This window comes from Citrobacter sp. C13 (assembly GCF_014596815.2).
Classification (GTDB): Bacteria; Pseudomonadota; Gammaproteobacteria; order Enterobacterales; family Enterobacteriaceae; genus Citrobacter; species Citrobacter portucalensis.
The window spans coordinates 13,594-36,292 of record NZ_CP115027.1 but is presented as its reverse complement, the minus strand read 5'-3'; the positions used below and the strand labels follow the sequence as shown (position 1 = coordinate 36,292).

17 protein-coding genes and 9 pseudogenes are annotated in these 22,699 nt (G+C 50.5%); 19 read left to right on the top strand and 7 right to left on the bottom strand.

The window, feature by feature from the left end:
* Positions 1–72 precede the first annotated feature (72 nt).
* On the top strand, positions 73–654 hold the full coding sequence (locus IB222_RS25850) for a TetR/AcrR family transcriptional regulator (protein WP_149385150.1): 582 nt from the start codon (positions 73–75) through the stop codon (positions 652–654).
* Positions 655–658: 4 nt separating this feature from the next.
* Positions 659–997, top strand: coding sequence for a carboxymuconolactone decarboxylase family protein (locus tag IB222_RS25845; RefSeq protein ID WP_000888080.1), 339 nt, complete (start codon positions 659–661; stop codon positions 995–997).
* 29 nt (positions 998–1,026) lie between these two features.
* On the opposite strand, the gene IB222_RS25840 is transcribed toward IB222_RS25845, so the two are convergent.
* The gene (locus IB222_RS25840; RefSeq protein WP_031591986.1) at positions 1,027–1,356 is read right to left on the bottom strand and encodes a thioredoxin family protein; all 330 of its coding nucleotides are present in this window, start codon (positions 1,354–1,356) and stop codon (positions 1,027–1,029) included.
* Positions 1,357–1,568: 212 nt separating this feature from the next.
* Between IB222_RS25840 and IB222_RS25835 the strand changes: the two genes are divergently transcribed.
* The 3 genes from IB222_RS25835 (at position 1,569) to IB222_RS25825 (ending at position 4,281) form a co-directional block, all read left to right on the top strand.
* Complete coding sequence (locus tag IB222_RS25835) at positions 1,569–2,675, top strand: alkene reductase (RefSeq protein WP_006687059.1); 1,107 nt, start codon at positions 1,569–1,571, stop codon at positions 2,673–2,675.
* A 65-nt stretch (positions 2,676–2,740) separates the two neighbouring features.
* Entirely contained in the window at positions 2,741–3,442 is a 702-nt protein-coding gene (locus tag IB222_RS25830; RefSeq protein ID WP_042111095.1) for a DsbA family oxidoreductase, read from the top strand.
* 65 nt (positions 3,443–3,507) lie between these two features.
* On the top strand, positions 3,508–4,281 hold the full coding sequence (locus IB222_RS25825) for an SDR family oxidoreductase (RefSeq protein WP_149385149.1): 774 nt from the start codon (positions 3,508–3,510) through the stop codon (positions 4,279–4,281).
* A 185-nt stretch (positions 4,282–4,466) separates the two neighbouring features.
* Here the strand turns inward: IB222_RS25825 and IB222_RS25820 are convergent, their stop codons facing one another.
* Positions 4,467–5,690: an aminotransferase class I/II-fold pyridoxal phosphate-dependent enzyme gene (locus IB222_RS25820; RefSeq protein ID WP_042111096.1), complete on the bottom strand. Its 1,224-nt coding sequence runs from the start codon at positions 5,688–5,690 to the stop codon at positions 4,467–4,469.
* Positions 5,691–5,823: 133 nt separating this feature from the next.
* Entirely contained in the window at positions 5,824–6,693 is an 870-nt protein-coding gene (locus IB222_RS25815) for a DMT family transporter (RefSeq protein WP_100848988.1), read from the bottom strand.
* Between the two features lie 241 nt (positions 6,694–6,934).
* Between IB222_RS25815 and IB222_RS25810 the strand changes: the two genes are divergently transcribed.
* The 5 genes and pseudogenes from IB222_RS25810 (at position 6,935) to IB222_RS25790 (ending at position 9,954) form a co-directional block, all read left to right on the top strand.
* On the top strand, positions 6,935–7,687 hold the full coding sequence (locus tag IB222_RS25810; RefSeq protein ID WP_000734115.1) for an alpha/beta hydrolase: 753 nt from the start codon (positions 6,935–6,937) through the stop codon (positions 7,685–7,687).
* Between the two features lie 26 nt (positions 7,688–7,713).
* Positions 7,714–8,027 (top strand): annotated as a pseudogene (locus tag IB222_RS25805) (Tn3 family transposase); the annotation flags it as partial.
* 99 nt (positions 8,028–8,126) lie between these two features.
* Positions 8,127–9,130: pseudogene (locus tag IB222_RS25800) on the top strand (IS110-like element IS4321 family transposase).
* A gap of 277 nt (positions 9,131–9,407) precedes the next feature.
* Positions 9,408–9,622 (top strand): annotated as a pseudogene (locus IB222_RS25795) (EamA family transporter); the annotation flags it as partial.
* Positions 9,619–9,954, top strand: a complete 336-nt coding sequence (locus tag IB222_RS25790) for a protein secretion chaperonin CsaA (protein ID WP_348926060.1) — start codon at positions 9,619–9,621, stop codon at positions 9,952–9,954. The pseudogene IB222_RS25795 and the gene IB222_RS25790, both read left to right, overlap by 4 nt.
* Positions 9,955–10,050: 96 nt before the next feature.
* On the opposite strand, the pseudogene IB222_RS25785 reads toward IB222_RS25790, so the two are convergent.
* Positions 10,051–11,288, bottom strand: a pseudogene (locus IB222_RS25785) (IS110-like element ISEsa2 family transposase).
* A 379-nt stretch (positions 11,289–11,667) separates the two neighbouring features.
* Between IB222_RS25785 and IB222_RS25780 the strand changes: the two are divergent.
* The 4 pseudogenes from IB222_RS25780 to IB222_RS25765 all read left to right on the top strand — a co-directional run.
* Positions 11,668–12,687 (top strand): annotated as a pseudogene (locus IB222_RS25780) (IS110 family transposase).
* A 1,044-nt stretch (positions 12,688–13,731) separates the two neighbouring features.
* Positions 13,732–14,061: pseudogene (locus tag IB222_RS25775) on the top strand (type II toxin-antitoxin system RelE/ParE family toxin).
* Positions 14,042–14,324: pseudogene (locus IB222_RS25770) on the top strand (helix-turn-helix transcriptional regulator). The pseudogenes IB222_RS25775 and IB222_RS25770 overlap by 20 nt, the downstream one beginning before the upstream one ends.
* A gap of 277 nt (positions 14,325–14,601) precedes the next feature.
* Positions 14,602–14,853, top strand: a pseudogene (locus tag IB222_RS25765) (transposase); the annotation flags it as partial.
* A gap of 16 nt (positions 14,854–14,869) precedes the next feature.
* On the opposite strand, the gene IB222_RS25760 reads toward IB222_RS25765, so the two are convergent.
* A protein-coding gene (locus tag IB222_RS25760; protein ID WP_001390281.1) for an IS1-like element IS1B family transposase occupies positions 14,870–15,566 on the bottom strand; the annotation gives its coding sequence in 2 pieces (ribosomal slippage) (positions 14,870–15,314 and positions 15,313–15,566; 699 coding nt in all).
* A 252-nt stretch (positions 15,567–15,818) separates the two neighbouring features.
* Between IB222_RS25760 and IB222_RS25755 the strand changes: the two genes are divergently transcribed.
* The 5 genes from IB222_RS25755 to IB222_RS25735 are packed head-to-tail and all read left to right on the top strand — an operon-like array spanning position 15,819 to position 20,851.
* Positions 15,819–18,260, top strand: a complete 2,442-nt coding sequence (locus IB222_RS25755) for a DMSO/selenate family reductase complex A subunit (protein WP_050488533.1) — start codon at positions 15,819–15,821, stop codon at positions 18,258–18,260.
* A gap of 13 nt (positions 18,261–18,273) precedes the next feature.
* Positions 18,274–18,900: a DMSO/selenate family reductase complex B subunit gene (locus IB222_RS25750; protein ID WP_044268520.1), complete on the top strand. Its 627-nt coding sequence runs from the start codon at positions 18,274–18,276 to the stop codon at positions 18,898–18,900.
* The gene (locus tag IB222_RS25745; RefSeq protein WP_044268517.1) at positions 18,893–19,666 is read left to right on the top strand and encodes a DmsC/YnfH family molybdoenzyme membrane anchor subunit; all 774 of its coding nucleotides are present in this window, start codon (positions 18,893–18,895) and stop codon (positions 19,664–19,666) included. Before IB222_RS25750 ends, IB222_RS25745 begins: the two co-directional genes overlap by 8 nt.
* A gap of 43 nt (positions 19,667–19,709) precedes the next feature.
* Positions 19,710–20,306: a molecular chaperone gene (locus IB222_RS25740; protein ID WP_044268514.1), complete on the top strand. Its 597-nt coding sequence runs from the start codon at positions 19,710–19,712 to the stop codon at positions 20,304–20,306.
* The gene (locus IB222_RS25735) at positions 20,303–20,851 is read left to right on the top strand and encodes a 4Fe-4S dicluster domain-containing protein (protein ID WP_072011106.1); all 549 of its coding nucleotides are present in this window, start codon (positions 20,303–20,305) and stop codon (positions 20,849–20,851) included. The genes IB222_RS25740 and IB222_RS25735 overlap by 4 nt, the downstream gene beginning before the upstream one ends.
* Before the next feature lie 33 nt (positions 20,852–20,884).
* On the opposite strand, the pseudogene IB222_RS25730 reads toward IB222_RS25735, so the two are convergent.
* Positions 20,885–21,589 (bottom strand): annotated as a pseudogene (locus IB222_RS25730) (IS6-like element IS26 family transposase).
* A gap of 46 nt (positions 21,590–21,635) precedes the next feature.
* Complete coding sequence (locus IB222_RS25725) at positions 21,636–22,217, bottom strand: hypothetical protein (RefSeq protein WP_149385166.1); 582 nt, start codon at positions 22,215–22,217, stop codon at positions 21,636–21,638.
* Between the last annotated feature and the right edge of the window lie 482 nt (positions 22,218–22,699).

Genomic DNA, 22,699 nt, shown 5'->3' with positions numbered 1-22,699 from the left:
TCAGTGATACAACTTGCTACGGAAAAATAGCAACAATATAATCTATCAACTAGTAGATTATATGGAGTAATTATGACAATCATGACACGGGAACGGCTGCTCAGCGAAGCAGAACACCTGATGCGCGAAAAAGGGTATTCAGCATTCAGCTATGCTGATTTATCAAAAATAGTGGGTATCACCAAGGCCAGTATTCATCACCATTTCCCGACCAAAGATATTCTGGGTGAGCAGGTGGTAATACAGGCGTTCTCTGATACGCAACGCGTATTTGAGCAGATAGAGGCTACTGAGAAAAGCGCGGAGAAAAGAATTGCGGCCTACATCGATATCTTCGCGCAAAGCCATAAAGCTTCACTACTGCCACTGTGTTGTGCGTTGTCAGCGGAGACCGCCAATCTGCCTCAGGCAATTACTGTACAGACATCACTTTATTTCGATATGCAAATCGAGTGGCTCACAAAAGTCGTCAGGGCGGGCATGGAGTCAGGTGAGTTTTCATCCCATGCCGAACCATCAGATATTGCTTTGATGATCATTGATGTCTGTGAAGGCTCAAGCGTAGTGGCGCATGCAACGGCCAGACCCGAAGTCTTCACCAACAGCCTTAAGTATATAAAACTGCTTCTTAATACCCCACATTCAGGAGAATGACACTATGCTGGACTGGAACAACTATCGCTCAGAGTTAATGCAACGTTTAGGCGAGTTGGGCAAACTGACCCCCGAGACCATGAAAGGCGTGGTTGCCCTGGGCAACGCAGGTAACAAAACTGACCTTTTAGGCGCAAAAGTGCGTGAACTCATTGCCCTGGCGTGCGCAGTCACAACTCGCTGCGACGGCTGCATTGCTTTTCACGCCGACGCCGCTGTGAAAGCCGGTGCAACCGACGCTGAAATTGCTGAAGCGCTGGGCGTGGCGATTAACCTCAACGCTGGCGCGGCGGTCATTTATTCAGCCCGCACTCTGGATGCCGTCGGTCAGGCACGCGGTTAAGTATTAATAAATTCCACGTTAAAAGGGCATTACTGCCCTTTTTTTATGTCCGTAATCGCCTGAGCATATACCGATGCAGGTTTCACACCCGGTATGCGTTTAACTAATTGCCCTTCATGAAATATCAGCACAGACGGTAGCCCCCAGATCTCGTATTTGGTTGTCAGCACCGGTGCCTGATCTACATTGACTTTCCCCACCTGTATATCTCCATCGAGCCGGTCTGCAAACTGGCTGAACATCTCTTCGCTGGCCTGACAGGGCGGACACCAGGGCGCAGAAAAACGTACCACCGATATACCCTTGTACTGTTCTATCTGGCGAAAATTATCTTCGTTATAGGATGTTAACGTACGCATGGTGATGACCTCGAAAAATGAGTGACGATTCAGAAAAGGCAGCATTAAGACAAAAAAACACGGCATGCCCATTGACCTACCTACTAGATGGTTGGTATATTGCCACCCATCAGATGTTTATGCAACTCCAGTGCGCGACGTCCGGTCGGTGATACTGCCGGGCTGTACAAATCCCTGTCGGGATACTCCTTTTTGTTTCTGTGAGGTATACGATGAGTAAGCTTTTCACCCCCTACAATCTGTCTGGCCTGGCGTTAAAAAACCGTGTAGTCATGGCACCGATGACCCGCACCCGCACCATGAATGACGTGCCGGATGAGGTCGTGGCTTTGTACTATGCACAGCGTGCTTCTGCTGGCCTGCTCATCACCGAAGGGATGCCGGTTTCAGAAGAAGGCCGGGGTTACCTCTATACCCCTGGTATCTACAACGACGAACACGTCCAGGGCTGGCGTAAGGTGACACAAGCGGTTCACGCCAAAGGTGGCCGTATTTTCGCGCAGCTCTGGCACGTCGGCCGTATGTCTCACGTCTCTCTTCAGCCAGGCCACATAGCGCCGGTTTCAGCGGGCACCGTTCAGGCGGTCAATACCACCGTTTTTGCGCTGACCGAATCCGGAGAACCGGGCCCGGTTGTACCAAGCCAGCCACGCGCGCTGGAAACGCATGAAGTGAAACGCATCACTGCAGACTTCGTGCACTCCGCACGCCTGGCGATGGAAGCCGGCTTTGACGGTGTGGAAATCATGGCTGCAAACGGATTCATCTTTGACCAGTTCCTCAGTAGCGAACTGAACACCCGCACCGACGAATACGGCGGCTCGGTGGAAAATCGTCAGCGTTTCCTGCTGGAGACCATTGACGCCGTGGCGGAAGCCGTGGGTAACAGCCACGTTGCCGTGCGCCTGTCACCGTTCGGCCGCATTTATGACCTCGCGCCGTATGAAGGTGAAGAGCAAACCTGGTCAGCCATCACCGACGCGCTCGGTCAGCGGGAGCTGGCCTACGTACACCTTTACTATCAGCCGGTGTACACCAAAGCGCCACTTCCGGAAGGATTCCGCCGCCGTTTTCGCAACACGTTTAAAGGCACCATCATCGCTGCCGGCGGTTTTACCCGTGATATCGCAGAGCAGGCTCTGGAAGATGATGAGCTGGATCTGGTGGCATTTGGTGTGCCCTACATCGCTAACCCGGATCTGGTTGAAAGAATGCAAAACGGCTGGCCGCTGGCTGAAAGTGACCGCGCCACCTACTACGGCGTCAGTGGTTCCCCGGAAAAAGGCTATACCGATTACCCGGTCTGGCAGGCGCAATAAATCCCATACGGTCGCGGTTCTCTGATAAGTGAGATCCGACCGCCCAAGGTCTTTGAGGAATCATTATGCAAACGCTGAAACCCACCCTTACCATCGATATCTGGTCAGATTTGGTCTGCCCGTGGTGCTGGATTGCTAAAAAAAGATTTGAACAGGGTCTGAATCGCTTTGAATTTCGCGACCAGGTGGTGATCCGCCATCACAGCTACCGTCTGGCCGGTGGTACTCCCGCGATGCCTTTTAAGGATGCCATCGTTAAAAAGCTGGGCAGTCAGCATTCAGCGGATCTGATGATGAATCAGGTAGGTACTGCCGGTAGGTCTGAAGGCCTGATCTACAACTTCGACGGCATGATGTTTGGTGATACAGAAGATGCACATACCCTGCTGGTTGCTGCGCGTAAGGCCGGAATTGCGGACGCGGTGGAAGAACGTTTTTATCACGGCAGTATCACCGAAGGTCGCTCTCTCTTTGATCGTCAGCAGCTCGTTGCAATGGCCGTAGAAGCCGGTATGCCGAAAGCTGACGCTGAAGCCGCCCTGGAAAATGATGATTTTCGCGCCACCGTTTCCGACGATGAAGCGCATGCACAGTCTATTGGCCTCAGCGGTGTTCCGGTTTTTGTGATGAACGAAAAATATGCCATCAGCGGGGCTCAGGCAGCAGATAACTTTTTGAATGCCCTGCGTCAGGTATGGGATGAACAGCAAACCGAATTTTCAGCCACTGCGGGTCAGACCTGCGGAACGGATGGCTGCAGTATTTAATCCGTCAACCGCCGGCAGTTTCACTATGCCGGCAACGTCTTACCCACCAGTAATGGAGTCAGAAAATGAACACTTTTTTCAAAGGTAAAAAACTGCTCGTCGTCGGCGGTACCAGCGGCATGGGTCTGGCCGTCGCACGTATGGTACTGGAAGCGGGCGGCAGTGTCGTGCTGACCGGGAATAAAAAAGACAAAGCCGAAGCGGTGCAAAAAGAACTGAGCCCTCTGGGACCGGTTGCGGTCATCGCGGCGAACCTGATGACCGAAGAAGGTATGGAAACTATCCGTCGGGAAATTAATGCCCGCCACCGCGATATCAGCCTGATGGTGAATGCCGCCGGGATCTTCATGCCGAAAGGCTTTACCGAGCACAGCTTTGCCGATTATGACATGTATCTTGCGCTGAACCGCGCCACGTTCTTTATTACGCAGGATGTCGTGAAGAACATGCTTGCCGCGAAGATCGAAGGGTCTATCGTCAATGTCGGTTCGATTGGCGCCCAGGCAGCACTCGGTGACTCGCCGGCCTCGGCCTATTCAATGGCAAAAGCGGGTCTGCATGCCCTGACGCGTAATCTGGCGATTGAGCTGGCCAGCGCGGGTATTCGTGTCAACGCTGTGTCTCCCGGGATTGTTCATACGCCGATATACGAAGGCTTCATGGACAAAGCGGGTATCGCAGATGCTATGAAGTCGCTGAACGATTTCCACCCGCTGGGACGCGTCGGAACTGCCGAAGATGTGGCAAACACTATTCTCTTCCTGTTGTCTGACAAAACCTCATGGGTGACGGGCGCTATCTGGGATGTCGATGCGGGCATCATGGCGGTCAGACGATAACCCCGTGACGCTGGCATAAGCCGCCCCTTAAGGGCGGCATTTTTTTGTCGCCAGAAATGTCATCAGCAGGCTTCACTAAGAATATTCACGATCTGTTCATCCGTGCCTTTTGTGTTCCCGGCACAGGGTGTTATGCCGGGTTCTGACGACATCCTGACAGGACAAAACGGCCAGAGAGAAAGGGGTTATACACGATGAGGAGCCGGTATCCGCAGTACCTGTGAAATTCTTTTCATCCCTGCTGTCAGCATACTCCGTGGGCAGGCCAGATTTAACCGGATATATCCGTCCCCATTGTCGACAAACAGCAAGCCCCCTTCAAGAAGGACCCCTGACTCCCGGGCAAAATACAGCGATAAATCCTCACCTGCGGTGTCGGGCAGGTAGCGGCTAATATCTATCCAGGCCAGATATGTCCCTTCGGGGATCGAGAACCTGGTTTCGGGTAAATAGCTTTTGAGATAGTCGTGCAGGTACTGGAAATTTCCGTCAATATATTCCCTCAGATGGACAAGCCAGTCATCACATTCACTCCACGCCGCTTTGTTTGCTGCCAGGCTCAGCGGAGAGATGAACTCGTCGTGTCTGAGACGCCACTCGCTTCTGACACCGGGATCCGGAATAATGATATTTGCCAACAAATTCCCGGCCAGATTGAATGTTTTACTCGAGGACATGCAGGTAATAATGCGTGTGGAATCAGGGAAAAGAGAGGCGGCCGGTGTATGACCGATGCCGCTTCGGGACAGGTCGCAGTGAATTTCGTCAGATACCACCCAGATGTCATTGGCCAGGCAAATTTCAATAATCCGCTTAAGTTCATCAGGCCGCCAGACTCGTCCGGTCGGGTTATGCGGATTACACAGGAAAAGAATTTTCACACGTAAATCGGCCTGACTGGCTTTGCGTGCAAAGTCTTCCCAGTCAGGTTCCCAGCCGCCTGCTGATTTTTTTAACGCCGAGTACACCACGCGACGCTGACTGTATTCACCCGCCTTTTTAAACGGGCCATATGAAGGCGTCATGATAAGAATACTGTCATCCTTGTCGGTCAGAAGCGGGACGAGACGGTTCAGCGCGGGAATAATGCCCGGAGACAGCACAATGTCTTCCGTTTTGAAACGGTGACCATATTGTCGCTCACACCAGCTGCCAAAGATCTCATAGTATTCTTCGTCGTAGATTTTAGTGTAGCCGAGTATTTTTCTATCCAGACGGTCTCTGATGGCCTGAAGAATCGGCTCTGGTGTGGCAAAAGCCATGTCAGCAACCCAGAGGTTGATTAGCCCTTCTGCCGGATACCGCATTGCAAATTCGGACTGTCCCGAAAACAGGTATTCCCGCCAGCCGTCCACGGTGAGACTGTCTGTTTTCTCTCTGCTTACGTACCCATCAAAATCATATTTCATTTCATAAACCTGCCTTAGGTGTAGTCAGAAACGTCGACCTCAGTATTCCTGTCAGTCTGATGCCGGAGCGGGAAAACTGGCTCGTGTGATTAACATAAGAGAATCATCACAACTGCATGAATTAATTGCGTTATTAAGGTTTTCTCGCCTTTGTCATCGGCTGACGGGGGGATTTCTCGCGTGTCACCATCACAATGCCAGTCAGCACCGCCAGGGCAGAAAATATCGTTCTGACCGTCAGTGATTCATCCAGGAATACCACCCCCCCTAGCATTGCCAGACAGGGAACGCTGAGCTGAAGGGTACTGGCGGTGATAGAGCCGAGAGAGGGTAAAAGGGTATACCACAATACATAGGCACCGGCTGAGGCGGCGGCACCGGACAGCAATGACAAAGCAATGCCCGCAGCATCATAGTGACCCTGCTTCATAAACAGCAACGAAAGAGCGAGAGCCATCGGCGTGGCGAGTACAAAATTTGCCGCCGTTGAAGCCCCGGCCGCCTGGCCCGCCCTCCCCCTGACGGAATAGGCGGCCCAGGCTAATCCGGCAACGATCATCATAAGTGCACTGTAAAGCGGCGGTGCCTTCGCCCCGGGTAACAGCAGGGCAGCAATTCCCGTCAGAGCCAGAACTAAACCGCCAGCCCGCATAGCGGAGAGTGATTCTCCTTTGAATAATCCGTGGATCACCATCGCAAACTGTACGGCACCAAAAAGTAACAGCGCACCCGCCCCGGTATCGAGATGGATATAGGCGACAGAGAACAGCACCGCATACGCCATGAGGTAAAACCCGCTCAGCGGACGCCACAGGGATAATGTGGTCCTGGCGTGATAAAAGAGGAAGGGGGACAGGACGAATGCACCACTGGCCAGCCTGAGGCTGCTGAATGAAAGGGGATCAATGTGACCTCCCTGCAGGGCCAGACGACACAGAATGGAGTTTGCCGCAAATGCCAGCATTGCCACTGATATTTTAAGAATGAGCGCGCACCTGGCCATTCGAGAAGTCCTCACAAAAGCCTTGTAACCTACCATCTAGTTGGTAGCATAGCGTAAGTGATCGCCGAACAGGAAGCAATAACCAGCTTCCAAACTGGAAGGTGAGGACAGGCATTCGGAATGAATTCTGTTTCACATCCCCAGTGGAGGACGGAAAACGCGTTATGCCAGATGCAGAGCAGAAGATTATTTTTCTCCTGCGATCAAACAGATGACATCAGTTTAAGGCCCGGAATATCCTATGAAAAAACTAAAATTTACGTTCAAAAATGCGGCGGGTGAAGAACTGGCCGGATTGCTTGAACTTCCTGAAAATCCTAAAGCGTTTGCGCTGTTAGCTCATTGTTTTACGTGTGGCAAAGACCTCAAAGGCGCGGCGCGTATTGCGCGGAAACTGACAGAGAAAGCTATCGCCGTTCTCCGGTTTGATTTTACTGGTCTGGGAAACAGCGAAGGGGATTTTTCCAACACCAACTTCTCATCCAATATTTCGGACCTGCTTTGCGCGGTAGATTATCTCCGCCGACAGTACGAAGCGCCTTCTTTGCTCATCGGTCATAGCCTGGGGGGATCGGCCATCCTGTCTATCGCCGGCGAAGTTCCTGAGGCAAAGGCCATTGTCACCATAGGATCACCCGGAGAACTGACACACGTAAAACGTCTTTTTAAGGATGATGTTGAAAACATTAACCAGCATGGAGCCTATCCGGTTGAGCTGGCCGGGCGGGTATTTACGTTAAAGAAACAGATGCTGGACAATATTCAGGAACACAAAATCGCTCATAAGGTGTTCGCCATGAACAAACCTCTGCTGATTTTTCATGCGACTGAAGATGATACCGTGTTAATTGAGCAGGCCGAGAAAATATTCAAAGCAGCTAAGCATCCCAAGAGTTTCATTTCCCTGGGTAAGGCTGATCACCTTCTGACACATGCTCAGGATGCTGAATACGTTGCCGATATCATTATATCGTGGAGCGAATGTTACCTATAAACAGAGTAAATGCGTTCAAACTCGTAGCGCTGAGGGCGATTTTCTGCAGAGATCGGACGCTGTTTATGCTGGACTGATTTTGCGATAAAGGCTTAGGCCGATGCATACAGGCGGGGCTGAATAAGGGTGAGGCCCTTGGGCGAGCATCCTTCATGCACCGGCTGAATGAAATCAGGGATCTGGGGGTGGGAGGATCAGCGTTACCACGCCACCGGCGCTGACACTACATACGGCGGCGATAACACTCTGGAATACGGTTTATATAGAAAGAACCATTGAGCCGCTTAAGCAAAAAGGAGTCCCTGTTAATGAACTGCTGGTCTCTCATCCTTCTCCACTGCTGTACAAAATATAGTCTTAGCGTGGGATAATTAATGAGATGGTCACTCCCTCCTTCCCGGTACTATGCTGAGGACAGGCTTTCATTCGGAGAACTATCATGGAAAACATTGCGCTCATTGGTATCGATCTGGGTAAAAACTCTTTCCATATTCATTGCCAGGATCGTCGCGGGAAGGCTGTTTACCGTAAAAAATTTACCCGGCCAAAGTTGATCGAATTTTTGGCGACATGCCCCGCTACAACCATCGCAATGGAAGCCTGTGGCGGTTCTCACTTTATGGCACGCAAGTTGGAAGAGTTGGGGCATTCCCCAAAGCTGATATCACCACAATTTGTCCGCCCGTTCGTTAAAAGCAATAAAAACGACTTTGTCGACGCCGAAGCTATTTGTGAAGCTGCATCGCGTCCGTCTATGCGTTTTGTGCAGCCCAGAACGGAATCTCAGCAGGCAATGCGGGCTCTGCATCGTGTCCGTGAATCCACGGTTCAGGATAAGGTAAAACAACCAATCAAATGCATGCTTTTCTGCTGGAATTTGGCATTAGCGTTCCCCGAGGAGCTGCCGTTATTAGCCGACTGAGTACCATTCTTGAGGATAATAGTTTGCCTCTTTACCTCAGCCAGTTATTGCTGAAATTACAACAGCATTATCACTATCTTGTTGAGCAGATTAAAGATTTGGAATCCCAGTTGAAACGAAAGTTGGACGAAGATGAGGTTGGACAGCGCTTGCTGAGCATTCCCTGCGTCGGAACACTGACAGCGAGTACTATTTCAACTGAGATTGGCGACGGGAAGCAGTACGCCAGCAGCCGTGACTTTGCGGCGGCAACAGGGCTTGTACCTCGGCAGTACAGCACGGGAGGTAGGACGACATTGCTGGGAATTAGTAAGCGAGGTAATAAAAAGATCCGAACTTTGTTGGTTCAATGTGCCGGGGTATTCATACAAAAACTGGAACACCAGTCTGGCAAATTGGCCGATTGGGTCAGGGATTTACTGTGCCGGAAAAGCAACTTTGTCGTCACTTGTGCTCTGGCAAACAAGCTGGCCAGAATAGCCCGGGCCCTAACGGCACGACAGCAAACTTATGTAGCATAACGGCAGAAATACACCGGTTTAAAGAATTACTGATCTGGTTTTGCGAATACTGATATTGATGATACTAACGGCCCACCGGCCTGTTGAGGAACCTGTAAAACGGAAAGGCTCATTGAAGCCGTATATTTTCTGGAGGTTCATCAGGCGCGGAACTCATCAAGGCGCGGGAATAAAATCCCATTCAGACGCCGGATAGATTCAAGCAAGCCAACTTGTCGTCAAAATCGGTGTTGCAAAAACGGGAGTGACCATAGATTCCGTTTTCTGAGACGTCCCCAGTATGGCAACCACGATCAGTCTGCTGGAGCCGGTTATAGCCGCACTGCTGGCCGTTGTGCTCGTCGGTGAAAGGCTGCCGCCTTCCGGATGGGCAGGCGTCGGACTGATAGTTGCGTGTCTGGGGCTCATCACCGTTCCGGCTGGAAAGTTACGTTTCAGCTGTTCCGGCAACGGAAAGAAAACTTTGAAATCGCAAAAAGGAAAGAATTATGAAAGATAAAGCGTCATTTGACTCATTTACGGCTCTCGATATGCGTGCCGGTACCATCATCAGGGTTGAGGAGAGTAAAACATCAAAGCCCACCCGGCGCATGACTATTGACCTAGGACCAGAACTGGGAACAAGGGTGTCATGCGGTGCGTATACTAACTATGCAGCAGAAGACCTGCAGGAAACGCAGGTAATCTGCATCGTCAATCTGGGTACCATGAAGATGGGACCTGAAAAGTCAGAGGTGCTGGTACTTGGTGTGTCTGATGGTTCAGGCGGGACGATCCCGCTGACGACAGAAAAGCGCGTCGATAACGGTGAATGCGTTTTCTGAAAATCGGCAGATAAAGCCACGTATGGGCAAGAAAATGCTTCCTAAAAATTTCAGTGAATATGTCTGCTTCACGCCCTGAGACATTCGACAAGCTTTTTATGGCTTCAGTAAGGGCGAGTGTCTCGCTTCGAGAGCCAGCAAATATTTCGCTTCGTCATAACAGGTTCTGGCCTTCCAGCAGCGGTAAATGATCCTTATCCATTTGAACGCCAGTGCCCGGATCGCAGACTGATGAGATTTGCCCTTTTCTCTGAGGCCCTGATAATACAGTTTGGCCCAGTATGATGAATTAACCGTCTTGGCAGCCCATTCAACAAAGGTCTGCCTGACGAACTTGGCACATTGCCATCGCCAGTGAACCCGTGATTTTTGGCCGCTTCGTTCGGTCACCGGTGCTATACCTGCGTAGTTTTGAATTTCTTCAGCGCTGTTAAACCGGTCACGGTTATCACCAAGTGCAGCAAGCATCCGTGGGCCCATGCACGGTCCCATGCCCGGAAGTGATTTGAACAGCCCCGCATCTGGCAATGTGTCAAACAGCGTTTCGATTCGTTCGTCATAGGTTTTGATGATTTCACTCACGACTTTAATTTGTGTCGCCAGTGCTGCTGCCATCAAAGCATTAGCCTCTATAACACTCTCGGTCTGTAGTCAATGGGATCGCATTATCAATACTCGCAACACGTTGCTCGGTAAGGGCCATAGCGCGACCACCTTTGGCATTCAGAAAGTTGCGGATCGTGTCGCGTCTGGCTCGTTTCAGTTGTTGCAGACTGGGCCACCGGATAATCAGCTCACACAACAGTAAGCTACCCCGATGTGAGAACCACTCCAGTGGCTGAGGATAATACTGTTTAAGCGTGTTGATTATCCGGTTCACAAAGCGTCGTTTATCTTCAACCAACTGACGACGTTGCTCAACCAGTTGCTGAAGTAAGCGAATATCCGCATTGTCGGGTTCAATAGCTTTTATCTTCTGGGGGTAACGCAGCATTAACTCTAATGCCAGCTCGGCATCCTGCGGATCATCTTTAGCGCCGCTGGGCGAGAAGGCTTGCCGATAACGAGCCGGGACAATGCGTGGACGGGGAAAACGGTGATAAAGGGGTATTTTTGAAGAGCATATACCACGGGGCCCTTCTTCAGTTCGAGAGCTATTGCGATTCTACCTTTTACTTTCTGGTGTAACTCAGTAAGCCGGGCATCAAGCGCTTCTGCTGTATGTTCAATCACATCGAATACGCGTTCACCGTTTTTAAACTGAACACAGACATCGTGTTTTTATCAGCCCAGTCCAGACCAACGTGCGCAGCAAATTGATTAGTCACAGTCATCACCAACTCCTTTTTATCGGGGATTGGTATGCATTCCACGCTCTTCGAAAGAAATATAGCCAGCAGTTTATCTGCATGCCCTGAGTATTCGTTAGCGAACGTGGAGCACCTACTGGCTCGAAAGAAAAGCGGCGATCATCACATGATTCTCGCTCAATATTCGTAACCAGTAAGCGCATACCCTGAATCACTTCAAAGTGTAATTCTCAGGGTACGAATGACTATATATCGCTCAAAGCTGCCTGTCAAAGTGGTCAAGCTTCACATAGCTCAGAGGTACAAAAAATAACCTTAACGAATGGAAGGGACTTCCCACGGATATGCGCCTGATTAACTCTTGTGCAATCATGGGGTAAACATAGCCCCGGAGGGATTCGTTATGACCATCACGACTGTCGGTATCGATCTTGCTAAAAATGTGTTCGCTGTTCACTGCGTTGACCAACACGGTAAAACTGTTCTGGTTAAACCCAAAGTATCGCGTGCTGCCCTTCCTGAGCTGATTGCCAGTTTACCTCCCTGTGTTATCGGGATGGAGGCATGCTCCGGGGCTCACTACTGGGCAAGGTTGTTTCGGCAATATGGTCATGAACCACGGCTGATGGCTGCTAAATTTGTATCTCCTTACCGCATGGCCGGTAAATCAGGCAAAAATGATGCAGCTGATGCTCAGGCTATCTGTGAAGCAGTTCGTCGCCCGCATATGCGGTTTGTACCAGTGAAGGATGAGAGCCAGCAGGCGATGCAATGCCTACACCGTATCAGACAGGGTTTTATCGAAGAGAAAACAGCAACATATAACCGATTGAGAGGTTTGATATCGGAATTCGGTGTCATCGCCCCACAAAGTACAGATGCCCTGCGTCACATGGTTTCTGAGCAGAAGAGTTCTTTGCCACTTCAGGTTCAACAATGTGTTAATGACCTGCTGGAACACATTGATCGTATTGAAGATAATATTACTGAATATGACCGGATTTTGTCCCGCATGGCAAAAACAGATCACCGCAGCCAGCGATTGATGGAACTGAAAGGGATTGGTCCCACAACGGCCTGTGCGCTGGTCGCCAGTATCGGTAATGCACACGATTTTAAAATGGGCGACAACTGGCAGCCCGGCTGGGACTAACGCCATCGCAGTACAGCAGTGGTGGGAAATCAAAGCTTGGCAGGATAACTAAAGCTGGCGATTCGTATCTGCGAACGCTACTGGTTCAGGGGCTCGTTCGGTTCTGATTGGTGCCGAGAAAAGGACTGATTTATTCAGTCGTTGGGTCTGTTCACTGGTCGATCGCAGAGGATACTGGCGTGCCGTTGTAGCCATCGCCGCCAAAAACGCAAGGCTGTGCTGGCATCATTGCATTACGGTGATGATTTCAGGCTGTACTCAGCCAGCTAAAGCACGAAACAAAATAACCATCTGACCTGCAATTCGTTGATGATAAAGGGTTAGACCCCGTGAGGCCTATCTGGCTATTGTACAGGATATACGTATCCGCTTAACGAACAAGAACCTCACGCGCGTCTTTCATCAGGGTCCGAATCGATGACGATTCATCATGGCCGTTTATAGTACCGCAGTCTCTCCCCTTTATTTTTACTGAAGAGCAGACAGAAACCATAAACACCGGCGTTGACACGCTGGGGAAGCCCTTATAGTACAATAATTTTCGAAATCCAACCCATCCCGCCTACAGGAATGACGGATTTTTCGGCGGTTCCGGCGTAGACCCACCACAACTGCTGTATAGCTTGTGGGTAAGTGATAATGAAGTGCAAACGAGATGGCGCAAATACTTTTTGGTTTATCTTTTAATTACTTACGTATTAAAAGATAAACCAAAAAAAAAAAGACATTACTGTTATCCCCTTTAAAAAGTGGATAACCGAACAGCATCGGCGCGAGCGCCTCAAAAGTAGCTCCCCACGCTAAAGCGCGGGGCATTCAGAACGGAATCCCTCGATGGCTAACAGCTCGCCTGTTAGCCATCGAGGGATTGGACAAATCCGGCCACGCCGGATACGTCAGCAAATATCGCTGAAGAATTAGCTTACACGCTCGTAAGCGGCTCTTACGACCCGCTAACGCGGAGATACGCCCCAACTGCGGCTTCGCCTTGTTGTGACCACTCCGACCGCGCACAAAAGCCTCTGAGCCGCTTTTAGCGGAATATGGCTTTGCAAGGTGAAGGGATGGATAGGCGATCCCTTTCGATCCCTCACTGGTATCGGCGGCTAACCCTCGGTGCTACCTGTCATTTCATCCTGCCGCCTTACATGCGCTAACGCGCATAAATCCCCGTTCCTCAGTGGAACGAAAACTCACGCTAACAGGGTAGTGACCGGGTAGCCACGATAACTGCCAACAAAATTAGCTTATAGGTTAATTCTACCTTGTCTGAAATTAGCCTATAGGTTAATATTAATAGAAATGGGAGGTCACATGTTTAGCGTTGTTTATCACCCGGAAGCCGTGGAAGAAGCCACAGCATTACCCGTAAAAATCAGGGTGAAGTTTGACCGTCTCATCGGCAAACTGGAGTATGACGCCCGATTACTGCGGGAGCCGGACACGAAGCCCCCGGCGATGGACTTTTTGAGATCCGCACGATGGGGACGGACATAGCCGGGGGGAATCTGGGTATACCACAAAGGCAATACCATCATCATGCTCCGTGTTTTCATCAAGAAGTCACAGAAAACGCCAGCGAAAGAAATCGATCTCGCCAAAAAGCGGTTAGCGGAGGTACTTAATGAAACTGGTAAGCCATAAAGAACTGCATAACGAGTGGATGCAGGACGATGAATATCGCGCTGCATGGCAGGAAGAAGAACGTAAGGAAAAAGCTCAGGGAGCTGCTTGCTGAATGGCGCAAGCATGACAACCTGACAAAAGCGCAGGTTGCTGAACGCATGGGGGTTACACCTCCGGTTATTTCTCGCCCGGAAAACAACATCACCAAAGCCAGCATCGACACACTGACCCGCTACGCTCACGCCTGCGGCATCAAGAAACCTGTCATTGCCCTGTACTGAATAGCCAGCCCTCCGGGGCTGGCCTTTTTGTTTCGGTCAGTCCCAAAATTTTGTTAAAGCAAGTTTAAAATGTCACCTGTTTCTCCAAAGTTGAAATGTCACTTCTAAGCCAATCTATTTATACATAATCTTTACATCTTTCCCCGGTGACAAAGTGCTAATTGGTCTGTAATGTTCAATGTGTGGCAGGCAAGCCGCCGGTGACTTAGGGAAGGTGCGAACAAGTTCCTGATATGAGATCATCATATTCATCCGGAGCGCATCCCAGAGGGACATCATGAGCCATCAACTCACCTTCGCCGATAGTGAATTCAGCACTAAGCGCCGTCAGACCCGAAAAGAGATTTTCCTCTCCCGCATGGAGCAGATTCTGCCATGGCAGAATATGACCGCTGTCATCGAGCCGTTTTATCCCAAGGCGGGCAATGGCCGACGGCCCTATCCGCTGGAGACCATGCTGCGTATTCACTGCATGCAGCATTGGTACAACCTGAGCGACGGTGCCATGGAAGATGCCCTGTACGAAATCGGGTAATGACTCCAACTTATTGATAGTGTTTTATGTTCAGATAATGCCCGATGACTTTGTCATGCAGCTCCACCGATTTTGAGAACGACAGCGACTTCCGTCCCAGCCGTGCCAGGTGCTGCCTCAGATTCAGGTTATGCCGCTCAATTCGCTGCGTATATCGCTTGCTGATTACGTGCAGCTTTCCCTTCAGGCGGGATTCATACAGCGGCCAGCCATCCGTCATCCATATCACCACGTCAAAGGGTGACAGCAGGCTCATAAGACGCCCCAGCGTCGCCATAGTGCGTTCACCGAATACGTGCGCAACAACCGTCTTCCGGAGCCTGTCATACGCGTAAAACAGCCAGCGCTGGCGCGATTTAGCCCCGACGTATCCCCACTGTTCGTCCATTTCCGCGCAGACGATGACGTCACTGCCCGGCTGTATGCGCGAGGTTACCGACTGCGGCCTGAGTTTTTAAATGGCGGAAAATCGTGTTGAGGCCAACGCCCATAATGCGGGCGGTTGCCCGGCATCCAACGCCATTCATGGCCATATCAATGATTTTCTGGTGCGTACCGGGTTGAGAAGCGGTGTAAGTGAACTGCAGTTGCCATGTTTTACGGCAGTGAGAGCAGAGATAGCGCTGATGTCCGGCAGTGCTTTTGCCGTTACGCACCACCCCGTCAGTAGCTGAACAGGAGGGACAGCTGATAGAAACAGAAGCCACTGGAGCACCTCAAAAACACCATCATACACTAAATCAGTAAGTTGGCAGCATCACCGTATCGCTAAACCCGAAAAAAGAACGCTGGGTAGTATGAACATACGACAACTACTTTGAAAGTTACCGGTCTGTCTTTCTCAGTAATAAAAATTATATCTTCGTGATTGTGTATTAATTGATCATTGTCAATAACACTCTTATAACCCAATGTAATGTCATATATCAGGAAGCTATTTCAGAGGTTATGGGAATTACATGAAAACAATAATTAATGAGCTATTACAACAGGACCTGTCCCGCAGACAGGTTATTGTGAACACAACCAAAATTAGTGCTGCGGTTGCAGCATCAAGCACACTGCCCCTGCCGTTTACTCTCAATGCAGCTGATACTGCATTGGTTTCGGGGAAGGAGGGGGTTGAAATCATAAGACATAGTGCCTGCTTAGTAAACTGTGGCAGCCGCTGTGCACTGAAAGTCATAGTTAAAGATGATCGGATTGTGCGAATTGAACCGGAAGATGCTAAGGATGATTCGGTATTCGGTGAACACCAAATCCGTCCCTGTCTGCGAGGTCGTTCCAGCCGCTGGCGAGTTTACAGCCCTGACCGGATTAAATATCCGATGAAACGTGTTGGTAAACGCGGAGAAGGGAAATTTAAACGTATTTCATGGGATGAGGCCACAGCCTTTATTGCCGCTGAATTAAAGCGCGTTTCTGAAAAATATGGAAATGAAGCAATCTATTTTAATTATCAATCTGGCGCGTATTATCATAACCAAGGAACACCCGCATGGAAAAGGTTATTGAACCTGAATGGCGGTTTTCTGCAGTATTACAATAATTACTCAAACGCTCAAAACTTTACCGCCACATCTTACACGTATGGTGCTACAGGAGTACAGTTTGCCAGTCATTTTAGCCAGATTGCGCATTCTGATCTTGTGGTTTTTTTTGGTCTGAATTTATCTGAGACTCGGATGTCCGGTGGTGGGCAAGTTGAAGAACTGCGCCGTGCGCTGGAAATATCAGGCGCCCGGGTGATTATCATCGATCCGCGCTATACAGACTCTGTTGTTACAGAACATGCTGAATGGTTACCAATTCGCCCTACAACCGATGCTGCACTGGTAGCAGCTATTGCACACACGTTGATAAAAGAAAATCTGATCGACGAAGAACGAGTCAATACTTATTGTGTCGGTTATGATCGTAGCACCCTTCCGGAAACGGCGAAACCAAATGCCAGTTATAAAGACTATGTTCTGGGTAACGGTGATGACGGCGTCGAAAAAACACCTGAATGGGCGGCAGATATCTGTGGCATCCCGGCTATTCGTATTCGCCAGTTGGCACGTGAAATGGCCGAAGCTCGGGCCTGTTTCATTGCCCAGGGATGGGGGCCACAGCGTCATGCAAATGGTGAACAGACTTCCAGAGCGGTTCAGATACTTCCTGCCCTGACGGGTCATTTTGGATTGCCAGGAACCAACAATGGGAACTGGACATACGGAACACCTTATGGTGTTCCTGCTCTGCCGATTGGTGAAAATCCCGTTAAGGTGTCAATCCCCTGCTATCTGTGGACAGATGCGATTCAAAGTCCGGAAAAAATGACAGCCACCACTATGGGGGTTAAAGGCGCGGATAAACTGAAAACCGGTATTAAACTGTTCTTCAACCAGGCCGGGAATGCACTTCTGAATCAACATGGAAATATCAATCGTACACGCAAAATACTTGAAGATGACAGCCTGTGCGAAACTATCGTGGTTATTGATAATCATATGACTGCCAGTGCCCGCTTTGCCGATATCCTTCTTCCAGAAACTAGCTACTTAGAAGCCGAGGATCTGGTGGACAGTTCCTATGCAGCCGGTTCTCACCATTACATGATTGCAATGCAAAAAACGATCACACCGATGTGGGAAGTACGCAGTACCTATGATATCTGTGCAGATATTGCGGGGCATCTTGGGGTAAGAGAGCGTTTTACTGAGGGGCGTACTCAGGCAGAGTGGATGGCGAAGCATTACGGACAAGTTAAAGAGAAGCGATCATATCTGCCTGAATGGGAAGTTGCAATGAATATGGGGGTTATCGATCAGCAAGGTACTCGTGATGAGGACAGTATTATCCTTGCTGATTTCCGCCATGATCCGGTTGCCAGTCCACTGACGACACCTTCCGGGAAGATTGAGATTTACTCGCACACTCTGGCGGAACTGGCTAAAGCCTGGACACTACCGGAAGGAGATCGCATTCCGGCTGTTCCTGAATTTTGTATAGTGACAGAGTCCCATCTGAACAAGAGTCTGACAGCAAAGTATCCGCTACAGATGAGCGGTTTTCACACCAAAGGTCACACGCACTCAACATATGCCAGTGTGCTGATGCTGCATGAAGCGGTACCGGATGAAGTCTGGATCAACCCGATAGACGCCAGCGTGCGTCAGTTGAAATCAGGCGATATGGTCCATGTATTCAACGATCGCGGTGTGGTGGAGATCCCCTGCAAGGTGACACAGCGCATCCTGCCGGGCGTGGTGGCAATGCCGCAAGGCGCGTGGACCCGACTGGACAGCAACGGTGTGGACGTGGGTGGATGTATTAACACATTGACCAGCCACCTGCCGTCGCCGCTGGCGAAAGGGAACCCGCAACATACCAACCTGGTTGAAATCAAACGCGCTTAGGGAGTGATCCGCAATGAAACAGTATGGCTTTTATGTTGACTCCTCGCGTTGCTCAGGCTGCAAAACCTGCCAGGTCAGTTGCAAGGATAATAAAGATCTGGACGTGGGCCCGAAATTCCGTCGGGTATATGAATATGGTGGCGGAAGTTGGGCGAAAGAAGGAGAAAGCTGGCACAACGACACTTTTACCTACTACCTCTCTATTGCCTGTAACCACTGTGATGAACCGGTTTGTGTCTCCGGATGTCCTACCGGAGCGATGCACAAACGTGAAGAGGACGGACTGGTGCTGGTCGATGACAATATTTGTGTCGGATGCCGTTATTGCGAAATGCGCTGCCCGTATGGCGCGCCACAGTTTGATGCTCAGGCCAAAGTGATGCGTAAGTGCGATGGTTGCCTTGATCGGCTGGAGAAAAATCTGCAACCAATTTGTGTAGACTCTTGTCCACAGCGCGCGCTGGATTTCGGGCCGATCGATGAGTTACGGAAGAAGTATGGCACTGAGAATGAAATCGCGCCGCTGCCCGCCGCGTCGTTTACTCATCCTAACCTTATTATTAAACCCCATCCGAAGGCTCGCCCGACAGGAGACAAGGAAGGGGCCATCGTGAACATGAGTGAGGTCCGCAATGCATGAGTTACCTCTGGTCTTTTTTACCGTCTTTACTCAGAGCGCAGTTGGCGCGTTTATTCTGTTGCTGATTGGCGGCACCCTGGGGCAGATTGACAGGCAGCGTATGGCCGTTGGTCTTTTCTCTGCGATGTGTCTGTTTGGCGTTGGGGTCTTGCTGGGCATTTTCCATGTAGGCCAGCCTTTACGAGCATTGAATATGTTGCTGCAAGTGGGCCATTCACCGATGAGCAACGAAATCGTGTTATCGGCGGTGTTTGCGACACTTGGCGGGCTGGGCGCACTGGGGTTGCTTCTCAATCGTGGAGCAGCTTCGTTATGTAAAGGACTGGTGTGGCTGGCGGCTGCGGTGGGGGTGGTTTTTATCTTCGCCATCCCGCAAATCTATCAGTTGCCGACGGTGGTCACCTGGCGGACATCTTACACTACGGTGATGATGGTCCTGACTCCGATGATCGGTGGCGGCATTCTGGCCGGACTGTTTGGTCTGCGCCTGGGGTTGCTGGTGAGCGTGCTGGCGATTCTGGTCAGCTTCTGCCTGCGTCCAGGTTATATTTTGTCGCTTATGGATGCTGATGGGGTGCTAACTGCGGCTCAATCCAGTTGGTTCACTGCTCAGGTTGTACTGCTGGCTGTCGGCATTGTCGGTGTGGTGGCCTGGGTACGACTCAAAACTAATGTGGCCGTTCTGGCGACCACATCACTGGTGGTTATCGCTGCGGAACTGGTGGGTAGGATCGCATTCTACAATCTGTGGACGTTGCCGATGTAATCTGTGAGCGGCTGTAGCCGCTCTGTTTTCAGGAGAATTCAGGATGTCCCCCAATATTGTATTACCGAGGATCCTCGGTGCACTGTTTTACTACTCTCCAGAACGATCAGAGGTGAAAGCACTTTTCGATTGTCTGCCCAATCTGTCGGAGCTGTACCCATGGAGCGACCCTGCAGGAACAGCTTCACTGTGCGCAGACTGGCCGTTTCCCGATAATGACGAACTGGCATGGCAATTCTCCGTGCTGTTTGAAGGACAGGGCGAGATGCCCGTGCCACCCTGGGGATCTGTCTGGCTGGAACGCGATAACCTGCTAATGGGCAATACCACCGCTGAGTACCGGGCGTTTCTGCAGTCTCAGGGAATGACTTTTAATTCGGGTCAAAATGAGCCGGAAGATCAGTTTGGGCTGATGTTGTTAGCCTGCAGTGCGATACTTGATGCTGGAAAAGATGCGGCAGTTAATCAGCTGTTAGAGGTTTATTTGTTACCGTGGGGATATCGTTATCTTGAACGTCTGCAGGGCAACAGGGTGAGTCCGTTCTATGCTCGCCTTGCCGCCGTGACCACGCGCTATTTGCAGGATTTGCAACAGCAACGGGCGTTGCAACCTGCGGTGAAGCGGCTGTATTTCGGATGAACAAATCAGAGAAATATTATCATGAATTGATGGCTCACCGGCACGTCAGTCGGCGCGGACTGTTTCGTGCGTTTGTCAGCGCGGCAAAGCACACAACGCCAGAAGTACTGTCTACCCGGCTGGGACATTCGCTGCCGCCAGGGGCGGTTCCTGATGCGGAGTTCATTACCCAGTGTACCCAATGTAGTCAGTGCATTGATGTCTGCCCAATGGGCGTCCTGTTCAGACATGAAGACGGTTACCCGCAACTGATGATTGAATATGCCAGTTGTGATGGCTGTGGTTTGTGTATCGCAGCATGTTCGAGTGACGCGCTGCGCGTGCAGTCTCGTTTTGATACCGGACTGCGCCCGGTGTTCTGTAACCCTGCCTGTGTGAATCCTGTCAGACAGTGTAAACAGTGCGTGGATGTATGCCCACGACAGGCTTGCTTTATTAATGTGTCTGGACTGGTGTCGGCTGACAACGAACGCTGTGATGGTTGTGGCGAATGCGTTGTCCAGTGCCCTCACAATGCTGTGACAATGGCACTGTTGCAAAGTTAGCGATGAGGCAGCCTTTTGTCTTATTCAAAGGCCTTACATTTCAAAAACTCTGCTTACCAGGCGCATTTCGCCCAGGGGATCACCATAATAAAATGCTGAGGCCTGGCCTTTGCGTAGTGCACGCATCACCTCAATACCTTTGATGGTGGCGTAAGCCGTCTTCATGGATTTAAATCCCAGCGTGGCGCCGATTATCCGTTTCAGTTTGCCATGATCGCATTCAATCACGTTGTTCCGGTACTTAATCTGTCGGTGTTCAACGTCAGACGGGCACCGGCCTTCGCGTTTGAGCAGAGCAAGCGCGCGACCATAGGCGGGCGCTTTATCCGTGTTGATGAATCGCGGGATCTGCCACTTCTTCACGTTGTTGAGGATTTTACCCAGAAACCGGTATGCAGCTTTGCTGTTACGACGGGAGGAGAGATAAAAATCGACAGTGCGGCCCCGGCTGTCGACGGCCCGGTACAGATACGCCCAGCGGCCATTGACCTTCACGTAGGTTTCATCCATGTGCCACGGGCAAAGATCGGAAGGGTTACGCCAGTACCAGCGCAGCCGTTTTTCCATTTCAGGCGCATAACGCTGAACCCAGCGGTAAATCGTGGAGTGATCGACATTCACTCCGCGTTCAGCCAGCATCTCCTGCAGCTCACGGTAACTGATGCCGTATTTGCAGTACCAGCGTACGGCCTACAGAATGATGTCACGCTGAAAATGCCGGCCTTTGAATGGGTTCATGTGCAGCTCCATCAGCAAAAGGGGATGATAAGTTTATCACCACCGACTATTTGCAACAGTGCCCAAAAGCGTCCATGCGCATTGCCTTTCGCAGTTCATTAATCATTTCCTGAAAAACAGTTTCCGGGAACATATTAAAAAGTGACCGGTGAAGCGCCTGTACCGTCTCTTCATCCCGGGACGCCCCGTTGACCAGCAGTGCGGCATACAGGGAGTTCCCCCTTGCCAGGCTGTCAATCCCTCTCAGCTGTCCGGCGCGGATCTGAAGGTATGGCATCCCCGCGAGCATAATGCGCTGCAAATCATCGTTGTTTTTTATCCCGAGAATACGGCAGAACTCCCGGTGGCCGGCCTGAGTCATCTCCAGATCATAAACATGCTCGCTCAGTACTGTTCCGGCCATCCTCGCCATTTCCTGGTCCATCAGGGCAACCAGTTCACTGGTGCGGATGAAATTGCCGATCAGATCGCCAAATGTTGCCGTCAGAAACTCCTGCACAAAATCACTCTTTGATTTGCCGGCGACTTTAGCCTGCCGCGTGATAGCTTCATCCACATCAGCTGGCACATTACGCACCGTAATGGTGTTAAACAACTCAGAGAGGTCTTTTGATTTGGCATCTTTCATTACGGGCACCCTGTTAACGACTACTGACTGCATTCTGATATCAGCATCTCACACGCGTAAGTGTGATGCAATATTTTATATATGCATTTTTCATGATGAATTTGATGCATATGATGAGTTATGATTCCAGAATCACTCTCTTCATTTTGCACAGATCCGAAAACCGGTAGTCCCGGATCTTCCTGTACCACTCCGGCGATCTTCGGCCCGGAAACACAAAATGCACTACTCCGTAAGACGGATTATCTACTATATGTTGTGTTACTCCCTCTTTTCCTGACCCGTCGCACAGGGCCGGAAAAGACCGCTTTGCTTATTCCCTGCCCGTGGTACACTTCCGGAAAGTCTTAAATACTCCAGAAATCGGATCACCAGAAAACTGCCATCCGGTAATTCAGGGGTGTTTTTATAAGTTGAGTTGTAATTGCATCTGGTGAAAGTTGCTATGTGTAAAATATGATTAGGTTACTAGTGGCTGGCTA

Excerpts from the sequence above, each read along its gene's own strand:
- IB222_RS25755 (WP_050488533.1), top strand. The coding sequence starts at position 15,819 with ATGAAAACAATAATTAATGAGCTATTACAACAGGACCTGTCCCGCAGA.
- IB222_RS25840 (WP_031591986.1), bottom strand. The coding sequence starts at position 1,356 with ATGCGTACGTTAACATCCTATAACGAAGATAATTTTCGCCAGATAGAA.
- IB222_RS25820 (WP_042111096.1), bottom strand. The coding sequence starts at position 5,690 with ATGAAATATGATTTTGATGGGTACGTAAGCAGAGAGAAAACAGACAGT.
- IB222_RS25815 (WP_100848988.1), bottom strand. The coding sequence starts at position 6,693 with ATGGCCAGGTGCGCGCTCATTCTTAAAATATCAGTGGCAATGCTGGCA.
- IB222_RS25845 (WP_000888080.1), top strand. The coding sequence starts at position 659 with ATGCTGGACTGGAACAACTATCGCTCAGAGTTAATGCAACGTTTAGGC.
- IB222_RS25725 (WP_149385166.1), bottom strand. The coding sequence starts at position 22,217 with ATGAAAGATGCCAAATCAAAAGACCTCTCTGAGTTGTTTAACACCATT.
- IB222_RS25750 (WP_044268520.1), top strand. The coding sequence starts at position 18,274 with ATGAAACAGTATGGCTTTTATGTTGACTCCTCGCGTTGCTCAGGCTGC.
- IB222_RS25740 (WP_044268514.1), top strand. The coding sequence starts at position 19,710 with ATGTCCCCCAATATTGTATTACCGAGGATCCTCGGTGCACTGTTTTAC.
- IB222_RS25790 (WP_348926060.1), top strand. The coding sequence starts at position 9,619 with ATGAAAGATAAAGCGTCATTTGACTCATTTACGGCTCTCGATATGCGT.
- IB222_RS25825 (WP_149385149.1), top strand. The coding sequence starts at position 3,508 with ATGAACACTTTTTTCAAAGGTAAAAAACTGCTCGTCGTCGGCGGTACC.
- IB222_RS25835 (WP_006687059.1), top strand. The coding sequence starts at position 1,569 with ATGAGTAAGCTTTTCACCCCCTACAATCTGTCTGGCCTGGCGTTAAAA.
- IB222_RS25830 (WP_042111095.1), top strand. The coding sequence starts at position 2,741 with ATGCAAACGCTGAAACCCACCCTTACCATCGATATCTGGTCAGATTTG.
- IB222_RS25810 (WP_000734115.1), top strand. The coding sequence starts at position 6,935 with ATGAAAAAACTAAAATTTACGTTCAAAAATGCGGCGGGTGAAGAACTG.
- IB222_RS25850 (WP_149385150.1), top strand. The coding sequence starts at position 73 with ATGACAATCATGACACGGGAACGGCTGCTCAGCGAAGCAGAACACCTG.
- IB222_RS25735 (WP_072011106.1), top strand. The coding sequence starts at position 20,303 with ATGAACAAATCAGAGAAATATTATCATGAATTGATGGCTCACCGGCAC.
- IB222_RS25745 (WP_044268517.1), top strand. The coding sequence starts at position 18,893 with ATGCATGAGTTACCTCTGGTCTTTTTTACCGTCTTTACTCAGAGCGCA.